General features: G+C 30.3%; 11 protein-coding genes and 1 pseudogene. 10 read left to right on the top strand and 2 right to left on the bottom strand.

Features of this window, described 5'->3' with window-relative positions; all coding sequences use genetic code 11:
- Nucleotides 1–35 precede the first annotated feature (35 nt).
- The 10 genes and pseudogenes from BUA48_RS07745 to BUA48_RS07700 form a co-directional block, all read left to right on the top strand.
- Nucleotides 36–1,169, top strand: a pseudogene (locus BUA48_RS07745) (DUF445 family protein); the annotation flags it as partial.
- A 127-nt stretch (nucleotides 1,170–1,296) separates the two neighbouring features.
- The gene (locus tag BUA48_RS07740; protein ID WP_072831478.1) at nucleotides 1,297–2,058 is read left to right on the top strand and encodes a TatD family hydrolase; all 762 of its coding nucleotides are present in this window, start codon (nucleotides 1,297–1,299) and stop codon (nucleotides 2,056–2,058) included.
- A 210-nt stretch (nucleotides 2,059–2,268) separates the two neighbouring features.
- Entirely contained in the window at nucleotides 2,269–3,291 is a 1,023-nt protein-coding gene (locus BUA48_RS07735) for a 3D domain-containing protein (RefSeq protein WP_072831477.1), read from the top strand.
- Between the two features lie 288 nt (nucleotides 3,292–3,579).
- Complete coding sequence (gene rnmV, locus BUA48_RS07730; protein WP_072831476.1) at nucleotides 3,580–4,140, top strand: ribonuclease M5; 561 nt, start codon at nucleotides 3,580–3,582, stop codon at nucleotides 4,138–4,140.
- Entirely contained in the window at nucleotides 4,124–4,957 is an 834-nt protein-coding gene (gene rsmA / locus BUA48_RS07725; RefSeq protein ID WP_072831475.1) for a 16S rRNA (adenine(1518)-N(6)/adenine(1519)-N(6))-dimethyltransferase RsmA, read from the top strand. The genes rnmV and rsmA overlap by 17 nt, the downstream gene beginning before the upstream one ends.
- A gap of 161 nt (nucleotides 4,958–5,118) precedes the next feature.
- The gene (locus BUA48_RS07720) at nucleotides 5,119–6,396 is read left to right on the top strand and encodes a DUF7922 domain-containing protein (protein ID WP_072831474.1); all 1,278 of its coding nucleotides are present in this window, start codon (nucleotides 5,119–5,121) and stop codon (nucleotides 6,394–6,396) included.
- Between the two features lie 215 nt (nucleotides 6,397–6,611).
- Entirely contained in the window at nucleotides 6,612–7,109 is a 498-nt protein-coding gene (locus BUA48_RS07715) for a hypothetical protein (protein WP_072831473.1), read from the top strand.
- A gap of 176 nt (nucleotides 7,110–7,285) precedes the next feature.
- Complete coding sequence (locus BUA48_RS07710; RefSeq protein WP_072831472.1) at nucleotides 7,286–8,041, top strand: prolipoprotein diacylglyceryl transferase; 756 nt, start codon at nucleotides 7,286–7,288, stop codon at nucleotides 8,039–8,041.
- A gap of 24 nt (nucleotides 8,042–8,065) precedes the next feature.
- Nucleotides 8,066–8,896: a YhfM domain-containing protein gene (locus BUA48_RS07705; protein ID WP_072831471.1), complete on the top strand. Its 831-nt coding sequence runs from the start codon at nucleotides 8,066–8,068 to the stop codon at nucleotides 8,894–8,896.
- Between the two features lie 17 nt (nucleotides 8,897–8,913).
- On the top strand, nucleotides 8,914–9,774 hold the full coding sequence (locus BUA48_RS07700) for an Mrp/NBP35 family ATP-binding protein (protein WP_072831470.1): 861 nt from the start codon (nucleotides 8,914–8,916) through the stop codon (nucleotides 9,772–9,774).
- Between the two features lie 75 nt (nucleotides 9,775–9,849).
- Here the strand turns inward: BUA48_RS07700 and BUA48_RS07695 are convergent, their stop codons facing one another.
- Together BUA48_RS07695 and BUA48_RS07690 are read right to left on the bottom strand one after the other, a co-directional pair.
- Nucleotides 9,850–10,029, bottom strand: a complete 180-nt coding sequence (locus BUA48_RS07695; RefSeq protein ID WP_072831469.1) for a hypothetical protein — start codon at nucleotides 10,027–10,029, stop codon at nucleotides 9,850–9,852.
- 419 nt (nucleotides 10,030–10,448) lie between these two features.
- Nucleotides 10,449–12,812 (bottom strand): heavy metal translocating P-type ATPase, encoded by a 2,364-nt coding sequence (locus tag BUA48_RS07690; protein WP_084666157.1) that lies wholly within the window; start codon nucleotides 12,810–12,812, stop codon nucleotides 10,449–10,451.
- Nucleotides 12,813–12,822 lie beyond the last annotated feature (10 nt).

Below are 12,822 nucleotides of genomic sequence, written 5' to 3'. Positions count from 1 at the left end.
CTTAAGCTAAAGGAGGGGAACCCTAGAGGAGAACTATGAAATATTTAATTGCAGCAGTTATAGGAGCAGTTATAGGATATTTAACAAACTATATCGCTATAAAAATGATTTTTAGACCATATAATGAAAAAAGAATATTTGGTGTAAGAATTCCGTTTACACCAGGGTTAATACCAAAGGAAAGATTTAGAATTGCAAAGAGTGTTGGAAAGACTGTTGGAGAACATCTTATAACTGAGGATGATATAGTAGAATCTCTTTGTAATAAGGAAATTGAAGAAAGTTTAGAGAAGTGGGTTAATGATGAATTAGAGATAGTTATTAAAGAAAGAAAAACAATAAATGACTATGTAGATAAATTAAACTTAGATTTAGATTTAAGAGGATTGTTATCTACTCAAATAGAGAAAATAATAATTGAATATCTTAACTCAGAAGAAACAGATAAAGGACTTAAAAATCTTATATATGAAGAGGTTAACAAGTCTTTAAGTGGAAACAAAACAATTGATAGCTTAATTCCAGATAATATTAAGTTATCAATTAAAAGTATGATATTTAATAAGAGAGATATTATTGCGGAGGAATTAAAGAAGGTATTAGGTTCTGAAAGTACAGAAGTGAAAATAAAGAAGGCTATAGATGAAGCTATAAGTACAAGGCTTAGCCCTATGGTTTCTATGTTTATAAATTCAAATGTAATATATGATTATTTACTTCCAGAAGTAAATAATTTCTTAGATAATGATGAAAATAAAAAAGAGATTGCTCAAATGATTAATGGTTCTTTGATGGATAGAGTTTTTGAAACTACCATGGATGAATTATCAGTTGATACTATAGATACTTTATCTAACTTCATAAGTGATAAAATATTAACAGTTATGAAGGATGAGAATATGGCTAATAAATTAAAGCCCGTAGTGGATAGTATTATTGAAAATATTATATCTAGGCCAATAGCTGATATTATTGGAGATGATGTTGAAAAGTTGAAGAAAGTATCAAGTCATCTTATTAGAAATATATACAATAATCTAGTGAGATGTAAAGCCAAAGCTTTCATTAGTAAGTTTAATATATCTGAAATGGTTGAAAATAAAATTAATGAATTTGATATTGAATTTACAGAAAAACTAGTTTTAGATCTTGCTAACAAGGAATTAAGTGCTATAACTTGGTTAGGGGGATTACTAGGAGGACTTATAGGAATATTATCACCTATAATAGGGTCTATATTATAAATATACAATAATTATTAGTTAATAAAAGGTTTGTAGAGTAGGAGGACTTAAAATGATTTTTGATTCACATGCTCATTATGATGATGAAAGTTTTAATGAGGATAGAGAAGAAGTTCTTAAGGAACTAAAGGAAAATGGTATAATAGGCATTTTGAACTGTGGAGCTTCTATGCAAGGTACTATAGATTCTGTTAAACTTGCAAATAAATATGAATTTATTTATGCAGCTGTAGGAATTCATCCCAGTGATGCACTAGATTTGACAGAAAAAAATATTGCTAAAATTAAAGAGTTTACTAAGGATCCAAAGGTTAAGGCTATAGGGGAGATTGGTCTTGATTATTATTGGGAAGAAAATCCTTCACATGATATCCAAAAGGATGCATTTAGAAAGCAGATGGAACTTGCAAAAGAATTAAAATTACCCGTTGTTATACATGACAGGGATGCACATGGAGATACTCTTGAAATAATGAAAGAATATCCAGAGGTTACAGGAGTAGTACACTGCTTTTCAGGAAGTGTTGAATTTGCAAGAGAATGTATAAAAATGGGGTATTATATAGGAATTGGGGGAGTTGTGACTTTCAAAAATGCTAAAAAAGTGGTGGAAGTTGTAGAAGAAATTCCTTTAAATAGACTTATAGTAGAAACTGATGCACCTTACATGGCACCAACACCTTATAGGGGAAAAAGGAATAGATCTGACTATATAGCTTATGTTATAGATAAAATATCAGAGATAAAAAATCTTAGTCAAAATGATCTAGAATCAATTACTATAAAGAATACAAAAGAGCTTTTTAAAATATAGTCATTATAATTAATAATTCCTCATATACTTCATAATAAAACAATATGTTTTAAACCCTCAAAACGCCCCCGAAAATGTCGAAAAGCAAGAAGTATAGATTTCATATATACATCAGTTGAAATTAGCTTATTTAAGGCTTTTAAGGGGCAAATTTGACTTATGAGCATCTTTAAGTTATAATGTTAAAGACTCGTAAAGGGAGGTAAGGTTATGAGGAATGCGACCAAAGAAAATTCACAGAGTTTTTTTTCCGCTATACCAAAAACTATAATAGCCTTTACTATGGTATTATTGATAATGACCATAGTGATATTCAACATGAGAAAAACGATAACAGTGTCGGTAAATAATGAAGTTATGAAAATAACAACTTTAAGGAACAATCTAAAAGCGATATTAGACGCTAATGGTATAGTAGTTGGAGAAAAAGATAAGATATCTGTCAATCTGGACAGTGAAGTAGCAGACGGAGATGTAGTAGATATAAAGAGAGCCGTTAAAGTAAAAGTGGCCGTAGACAATGAAGAATTAGAAGTTTTAACAGCAGAAGATAATGTTGGCCAAGTTCTAGATACAGAAGGTATTTCAATGAACGATCTAGATAAAATTGAACCAGCAGTTGATACAACTGTTAGTGAGGGTTTAAATGTTAAGATAACTAGAGTACAAGAGAGAGTTATAGATGAAGTTCAAGAAATAGCATTTGATAAGGAATATCAAAAAACAGATGAGATTGAACAAGGCAAGGAAAAGGTGCTTCAAGAGGGAGCAAATGGTGAAAGATTAATTTCATCAAAGATAACCTTTGAAGATGGAAAAGAAGTTTCTAGAGAAGTTGTCAAAGATGAGGTTCAAAGAGAACCAGTTAAGCAAATAGTTGCTTTAGGAACATTAGGTGTTTATAGACCTTCAAGAGGTGGAAGTGTAAGTTTTAATTACAGTAAGGTAATTAACTGTGAAGCAACAGCTTACAACCCATTAGGAGCAGCAAGTACTGCTATTACTGCTACAGGAACAGTAGCAAGAAGAAATCCAAGTGGATACAGTACTATAGCAGTTGACCCATCAGTAATTCCATTAGGAACTAAAGTATATGTAGAGGGTTATGGTTATGCCATAGCTGAAGATACTGGTGGAGCAATTAAAGGAAATATAATAGATGTTTTCTTAAACAGTTATGAAGAAAGCTGTAGATGGGGACGTAAGAACGTTAAAGTGTACATTGTAAAATAAAGTGTACAAATTATCATCAAGAGTATGATATTTATTTAAAAAGAGGGGCAATAGCTCCTCTTTATTTTTGGGTAAAAATATTGCTTACTAATTATAATAATAGGCTATAATTTAATTAAAAGTTTTTATTTTATAAATTAAGTAGTATAATAAAAAGATAATTAATAAGTAGAGTTAAGAGAATATACTATAAATAACTTTAATAGTATATCCTTGTTACGAAGCAGAATACGAGCGGTTTACATAGAGAATAGAAATATGTGTTTATGAACTGAGTTGGAGGAAAAAATGATTAAGGAAGTTATAGTAGTTGAAGGAAGAGACGATATAACTGCTGTTAAGAGAGCTGTTGATGCAGAGATTATAGCAGTTGGTGGTTTTGGAATTAATGCAAAAGTAATTGACAAAATAAGAGAAGCTCAAAAAAGATGTGGAGTTATAGTACTTACTGACCCAGATTTTGCAGGAGAAAAAATAAGAAGTATAATATCAAAGAGGATACCTGGTATTAAACATGCATACATAGCTAAAAAAGATGGTTTAAAAGATGGTGACATAGGTGTCGAGAATGCAAATCCACAGGTTATTTTAAAAGCTTTACAAGGTGCTAAGTGTAATGTTGCAGAAAAAAGAGAATATTTTACTATAGATGATATGATTTTCTTTGGACTTACTGGTATACCAGAGGCTAAAGAAAGAAGACATTTATTGGGCAAAGAGCTTGGTATAGGATACGGCAATACAACACAACTTATAACTAGATTAAATAATTACGGAATATGTAGAGAAGAATTTATAAAAGCTATAAATAAGATAGACAAGGAGACAAAGTATGAGCAAATGGACTAATGAAATGGTTAAAAAGTATGATTTTAAATTTACTAAAAGTTTAGGTCAGAACTTTTTAATAGATGATTCAGTTTTAAATGCCATAGTTGATTCATCAGAATTAACTAAAGATGATTTTGTAATAGAAATAGGACCAGGGGTAGGAACTTTAACAAAGGAACTTTTAGATAGAGCTAAATCAGTTTGCGCTATAGAGTTAGATAGTAGATTGATTCCTATTCTAGAAACAGAACTTGCGGAGTATGAAAATTTTAAGTTAATAAATAAGGATGCCTTAAAGGTGGATTATGAGCAATTAACTGAGGGTGAAAAATCTATTAAGGTTGTAGCTAACTTACCATACTATGTTACAACGCCTATAATAGCAATGTTTTTAACAGAAGGAATTGATTTTAAATTTCTAACTATTATGATTCAAAAAGAAGTTGCTGAAAGAATAGATGCAGAACCAGGTACTAAGGATTATGGTGCATTATCTATATTAGCACAGTATTACTGTGATACTAAAATAGTAAGAATGGTACCATGTTCAGCTTTTGTACCAAGACCTAAGGTTGATTCTATAGTAATTAGACTAGATAGATTAGAAAAGCCTAGAATTGAAGTTAAGGATGAAAAATTGTTCTTTAAGGTTGTTAAGGATGCATTCAATATGAGAAGAAAAACTTTATGGAATACTATGAAGGGTATCGGATTAGATAAAGAAAATTTAGAAAAAGCTTTTGAGAATGCAGGAATTGATCCAAAGAGAAGAGGAGAAACCTTAACTATACAGGAATTTGGAAAGCTATCAGATTGCATATATGAATTAAGATAAGAAATATACTTTGGAAAATGTTAGAAAGTAAACATATTATCAGTCACTAATAAATATAATATTAGTGACTTTTTTATTTATATAAATAAAATTCATTTATTTGTTCACTTTTGAAAATTCTACTCATATATTATAAGGAATAAGTATTAGGAGGGACTATATTGACACCTAAAAAAAATTACTCTAGATTCTTTATAATTTTACAGGAAGAAGAGAGAGGATATACATTAGATAGAGATAAAACACCATCAGGTTACGTTAAGCTTGAAAAGAATCATGGAAAATGTAAGGTTTCTTATTATGTACAGAACATAAATCCAAAAATGCAGCCATATTATATGGCATTAGTATGTGCGGATAATGATAATAAGAAAATAGTGAATCTTGGGAAATTAAGCTTTGATGATTCCGGAAAAATTGAAGTTTCTAATGATTATGATTCAGAAAATATATCTGGAACAGGTATAAGTATGGAGAAGGTTACAGGTGCAGCCATCGTTAAGTTGGTTGATAACAATGTCATAGGAATAATGTCTGGATTTAATGCATCTATTCCACCAAAGGGATGGCAAAATTATGAGCTTGTAATGAGTCAAAAGGGTGATACTAGAGCAGCAGTAAATATGTTTGATTCTTATGAAGAAAGAATAGAAATGAGCAAGAGTAAGAGTAGAGCAGAAAAAGCTGATGTAAGTATTGAGCAAGATCAAAAAGAAGTTTCAAATTCAGAACTTAATAATTGTGATGAAGAATCAAAGGTGAGAGAAGAAAGTAATAATGAAAAGGTCAAAGCAGCAGAAAGTTCAAATGAGGATGATGTTGTAGAAGTAGAATCAATTCATGATGAAGAGTGTGAGATAGAGTCAGAAAGTTTAACTGAATCTAATGCTATAGTAGACATGGAAAGATCTAAATCAGATGCTGATAGTTCAGAAGATGATAAGCTTGACTTATATGAGTATGATTACTCAGGAGAAGAAGAGTATTATGAAGAAGATGAAGAAGCACCTGTAGGGGTTACAGGACAGTACTTTAGAGGTATTGTAGAAGATTGTGAAGACTTCGTTGAGTTAGAAGAAGAAATTCATAATTGCAAGTGGAAAAAGGTTGCTGTTAAGGATATAGAAGAATTACACAACATGTGTAACTATGATAAGCATGTTGTATTATACTATCCAATGGCATGTTATCATTCTTATATAACTAAACATGGACATTTTATATTTGGAATGAAGATGGACAAAAATAATAAATTGAAATATCTAGTATACGGTATTCCAGGTGGTAGAAGCAAAGAAGATCAACCATTTGGAGGTAAAACAGGATTTGTTACATGGATACCATGCAAAGGTAAACATGATCATGGATACTGGGTAATGTTCTACGATTACAAAAACTCAACAGTTGTAATCCCAGTGAGTTTCTTATTGGTCCTCTAAATCTTTGATTTAGTTAGGCGAACTTACTCCTACGAATGGAATGAGTCGGAGTTTCATATGAGTCCTCTAAATCTTTGATTTAGTTAGGCGAACTTAAGCCTTCTTAGTTATTTTGCTAAGGGGGCTTTTTTATTTTATAGAGAAACTTAGAATAAATTAATATATGTAGCATATATTGTAGTAAGTGACTTGAATCATAAGGGGGATTGATTTAAATGAAAATAATAGTAGTAGATAGAAAAAAGGCAGGTACCATAGTGTGTTTAGCTGCATTTATGGTTATGTTATTTGCCATGGAATTTGCACTGCATAATAGATTGCAGGAAGCGTCATTTGCTCAAGTAACCAAAGGAACGACAGCAACATATAAATCAGTATTAAATGATAAACTTGTATTTTCAATACCAAGTACGTGGAACATAGAGGAGTTAACTAGTAAGGTGGAGGATACTTTGTACGAAGCTCAAATTACTTCTCAAGATAAAAACATAACTGGCGTAATCACTGTTAAGAACATACCAAATGACATGGACAGGTTTTTAGAAAAAAATGAAGAGCCTGTTACTCTAAATGGGAACATATCAAAAAAATATTGCATAGAAAAAAATGAGATTTTAGTTAAGGTAGTTTTTAACTATGACAAAAAGATGAGTGAAAAAGATGTTTCAAAGCAAATTAACTCAGTTTTAAAATCTTTAAAATACAATGAATAGTTAGTAATATGTTTGCTTTAACACTCCATAAGTATTATAATTTAAACAAGAATATTTTAGAATAAAAGAAGCTTTAGGCTTCTTTTGTTGTTTATGGGATTTAAAATAAAATATAATATAAGTAGATGGAATTAAGGTGAAGTAGTCTATTATTTTCATTGAATAGGAGTGAGAGAATGAGGCCAGAATTATTCGAAATATTTGGGATAAGTGTTAAAGGATATGGGTTGATGATAGCAATAGGTATTATTGCTGCTGTATTTTTACTAGAGAAAAGAAGAACTAATTATGGATATGATGAAGATAAGATTTGGAATATGACTATAATAGCTATTATTTCTGGAGTTTTAGGTGGAAAGGTATTATATATAATAACGGACTTTAAAGAATTTATAAGTACACCTTTTACTTTGGAGAAAATAGGTTACGGTTTTGTTATATATGGAGCTATAATTGGTGGAGCCTTAGCTATATGGCTTTATTGTAGAAAACAAAAATGGAGTACTCTTGGAGTATTTGATTTAGTTGTACCAAGTATACCACTTGCACAGGGATTTGGAAGAATAGGTTGCTTGCTTGCAGGATGCTGTTATGGTGCACCTACGACTTTGCCAATAGGAATTGAATTTAAAAATTCACCTTTTGTATCAGCTGGAGTTCATAGACATCCAACACAAATATATTCTGCTGTATTTGATTTTCTTTTAGCTATATTTTTATTATGGTATGATAAAAATAAAAAGCATGAAGAAGGCCAACTTACTGGTTTATATTTTATTGTATATAGTGTTGGTAGATTTATAGTTGAATTCTTTAGGGTTGATCCAAGAGGAAATGTAGGAATTTTATCTACATCACAATTTATAGCTATTTTTACTTTGATTTTTGGTATTGGCTTATATAATATGCACAAACTAAGAAAAAAAGAGTAATTAGTAGTGGAGGATAATTGAGTAATGAAAAAGATAGTTACCATATTTCTAGCTATAGCTATAGCTATGTCCATGACTGGGTGTAGTGTATCAGATACAATTAAAACAAAGCTTGGTTTTAGAAATGAAGACTTTGAATATATAAAAGAAGGTAATGCTAAGAAAATAGTAATACAAAGTAATAGAGACAAAGGATTTAAATTTGTTTTAACAGATGTCGCTGCTATAAAGCAGATGTACGATATTTTAGCATCCGGAAAAGAAGTTGGTACTAAAAGTACATTGGAACCAGATTATATATTTGAGATATATGAAAAGGGTGGAAAGGTACATAAGTATAACTACATAGCAGGTATTGATAAAAATGATGGTGCAAACTTCTATGGTGATGATAAAAGTTATATAGTTTCTTCAAGATTAGATAATGATGTGCTAAAACATTTTTCAAACATAAGAAAACCTAAATACTTTGAAGAAGTTTATCATGGTAGTATAATAAGTACTATGAAAGAGGATTTTGCTAAGGCAAAGTCAGACAACATTCAAATAGGATCTGTTGGAGTTGATATATCTGAGGACTTGAGTATATCTAAGTTTATTTTATCAACGGAGCTTGTTAAACTTAACGAGTTATTAAGACAAGAGTTTAAGAATGCTGAATTAGCCCAAGAAGGAAAAGAATATGATACTTTAGTTCATGTTATAACAGAGGGTTATAAGACGGACGTTTATAAGGCGAAGATATCTATTACCAAGGATAAGAAACTAAAGGAACATGTTTATTATGTATGGTGTAAAAATAAATCAGGTGCTTGGGAAACAAGCATAACCACAGAGAAGCCAAAAGACTTCTAGAAAATAGGAGGAAAAAAATGAGCGATAAATGTTCAAGTTGTTCACAAAATGGAAGCTGTACAAAGGAAAGCAAATGTACAGTTATGCTACCTAAACATGGGAAAATAAAAAAAATAATTGCTGTTATGAGTGGAAAAGGTGGCGTAGGTAAATCTACAGTTACAGGAATATTAGCAACTAAACTTAGAGAAGCAGGGCATAGTGTTGGTGTATTAGATGCGGACATAACAGGTCCATCAATGCCAAGATTCTTTGGAATAAATGATAAAAGAGCTATTATGCAGCCAGAGGGTGAAGAGGTTAAGTTTATTCCAGTTGAAAGTGAGACTGGAATAAAGGTTATTTCTTTAAACTTATTAATACAAAATGAAGAGGATCCAGTAATTTGGAGAGGACCTGTTATAAATGGTGTTTTAAATCAAATGTATGTGGATACTGTCTGGGGAGAATTAGATTACTTATTAATTGATATGCCACCTGGAACTGGAGACATAGCATTAACAATAATGCAAAGCACACCTATTACAGGAGTGGTTATGGTATCTACACCACAGGACATGGTAACTATGATAGTTAAGAAGTTAGTTACTATGGCTAGTAAATTAAATATGAATACTTTAGGTGTAGTTGAAAATATGTCTTATGTTACTTGTGGAAAGTGCGATGAAAGAATAAGAGTATTTAGTAAAAAGAGTGCTAAGGAGCAAGCTGAGTACTTAGGATTAGAATTACTAAGTGAGATGCCGATTGATTTAGACTTTGTAGAAAGTTTAGAAAAGGGAAACGCAGAAGAGTATGTACTAAATTCTCATAATTATGATGAGCTATTTGAAGGTGTAAATAAAGCCATTAATAAGTCCGTAAATATAATTAAGTAATAATTAAAGTAAAAGGCTTGGATTAGAATTATAATTAAAATTCTAATCCAAGCCTTTTTTATGGGGAAGCAATATTTAAAACAAATCCATAGTTTTATTGTTACTTAGTGCATTGTGACTACAAGTATCAACATTTACCTTATCGCCTATTTTAAGATTAAAGGGAAGGGTATTTAAGGACATTTCTACTACTCTGCCATTAGTTAAGTTAATTACAGCACAGGTAGAGTTTAAATCTAATACAATACCATTCATAGTACACACTCCTAAATTAATATATAAACTTTCAAATCTTAAAACCTTATGATTAAACTTTGTATTAAATAAAGATTTTTATTAAAGACATAGTGGTAAAGAAACTGAAATAAGCACTTAAGTACTTATTTACTTATAACTTAGGTTTAATGATTTATATTAAGAGTATTTTCCATTATTAAAATAAGTATACATTGTTAAGATAAAATAAAAAAAGAACTAAGCTTTAACTAAAACTTAGTTCTTTTAAAACAATAACTTTTAAATATATACTTTGAAATATTAAATCTACATAATCGTAATTTATTATATATTAATTTTTTTGTTCTATAAAATATTAATGAAGTTTATTTAATGCAAGATATATAGTATTATTAATATCTAAAATTATATAAACATTTTTAGAAATATTAGCTATATTATTTAGCTTTATATTTTAATACTCTCATGGCATTTAATATTGCAAGTACTGACACTCCAACATCAGCAAATATAGCTTCCCACATAGTAGATAAACCAAAGGCACTTAGTACCAATACACCTATTTTGATAGCTAAAGCAAAGATAATGTTTTGAGTAACTATTTTTTTAGTGTATTTAGCTATTTTTATAGCGTTTATTATCTTAGAAGGCTCATCAGTCATTAAAACGATATCAGCTGCCTCAATGGCTGCATCTGAGCCTAAACCACCCATAGCAATACCGATATCAGCTCTAGCTAATACAGGAGCATCATTTACACCATCACCAACAAAGGCAACCTTACCAATATCCTTATTGGAGTTTATAACTTCTTCTAAGATTTCAACCTTATTTTGAGGTAATAGCTCTGAATAAACTTTATCCAAGCCAAGTTTAGAGCCTATAGCATTTGCAACATCCTTATTATCACCTGTTAACATTATAGTTTGTTTAATACCTATTTCTTTAAATCCTTTAATAGCATTTATAGAATCGTCTTTTAACATATCAGATATTGTTAAAGAACCTTGAAACTTATTATCGATGGCTATATAAACTATAGTTCCAATAGAAGCATTTTTAGTATATTTTATATTGAATTTATCCATTAGCTTAGAGTTACCAGCTAGTGCTTCTTTTTTATCAATTAGAACTTTTATACCATGTCCAGCAATTTCTTCATAATTAGAAATCACACTTTTATTTATTTCACCTTTATATGCAGTAGTTATAGATGTTGCAATAGGGTGAGTTGAGAAACTTTCGATATATGCTGCATATTTTAAAAGTTCATCTTTAGTTAAGGTAGCATCAGAAGCTAAGTTAACTTCAGTAACTTCAAAGACACCTTTAGTTAAAGTACCAGTTTTATCGAAAACAATAGTATCTACTTCATTTAAAGCTTCTAAATAGTTTCCACCTTTAACTAATACTCCATTAGCAGAAGCTGAACCTATACCACCAAAGAAACCTAAAGGTATAGAAATAACTAAAGCACATGGACAAGAAACTACCAAGAATATAAGTGCTCTTTGTAGCCAGTCATTAAAGGAACCATTAAAAATTACAGGACCTAAAAGAGCTAAGGCTATAGCAGAGAAAACTACAATAGGAGTATAGTATCTTGCAAATTTACTTATGAACTTTTCAGTTTTTGCTTTTTTAGAACCAGCATTTTGAACTAAGTCTAGTATTTTAGAAACAGTAGACTCTGCAAAGTCCTTAGTAACTTTTAAAGTTATTAAAGAGTTTTTATTAATGCTTCCACTTAGTACATCATCTCCAACATTAGCTTTACGTGGAACAGATTCACCAGTTAAAGCAGAAGTATCTAACATAGTAGAACCATCTACTATTACGCCATCTAGAGGAATTTTTTCACCAGGTTTAACAATTATTAAATCTCCAATTGAAACTTCCTCAGGAGACACTACTTTTATTTCGTTATTTATTTTTAAGTTTGCTTTATCAGGACGTATGTCCATTAAAGCAGTAATAGAATTTCTAGAGCGATTAACAGCAATACCCTGGAAGGCTTCACCAACTTTGTAGAATAACATAACAGCTACGGCTTCAGGATATTCTTTTATAAATACAGCTCCTATTGTGGCTATAGACATTAAAAAGTTTTCATCAAAAACTTGCCCTTTAAGAATACCCTTAAGTGCCTTTAAAAGTATATCTCCACCAATTAAAAGATAACTTAGCATGAACATTACGAACTCTACATTGCTATCAAAATTAAAAAGCATTGCAATGGCAAATATAATAGTACCAATTACAGTAGGGATGATTTTTGAAACTTTAAAGCCTTCATCATGTTCCTCAGATTGATTTTTATTATAATCACCTTTTTCTATAACTAACACATGAGGTTCAAGTTTATTCACAAGAGCCTTTATATCATTTTCTACTGTGTTTAATGCAGATTTATTTTTAACTTTTACTGATAAAGTTGAAGTTGAGAAGTTCAATAAAGCTTCTTCAACATTAGGAAAATTATTAACTCCAAGTTCAATCTTTCCAGCACAGTTAGCACAATCTAAACCTTTCAAAATATAGTGCTTAGTTAATGAAGATTCTTTTAAAGTTTTATTTTCTGAAGGTTTTTTATTATCAGAGCTGCAATTGCAAGCTCCATGTTCATGACCATGAGAGTGTGGTGAATTCTCATGATCAGAGTGATGACCTCCACAATTGCAGTTATCTTCATTATGAGAATGTACTATATCCTTATTTAAAGGTATAAACTTTTTATCAATAGAAGATGAACTATCTATTTTATTTTGTTTTGAGATTTTTACTTTGTCTTTTTCAGTCATATTCAAACAC

This window comes from Clostridium collagenovorans DSM 3089, assembly GCF_900130005.1.
GTDB classification, from domain to species: domain Bacteria; phylum Bacillota; class Clostridia; order Clostridiales; family Clostridiaceae; genus Clostridium_D; species Clostridium_D collagenovorans.
The sequence above is the reverse complement of the archived record's forward strand: the minus strand, read 5'-3'. Positions and strand labels throughout refer to the sequence as shown.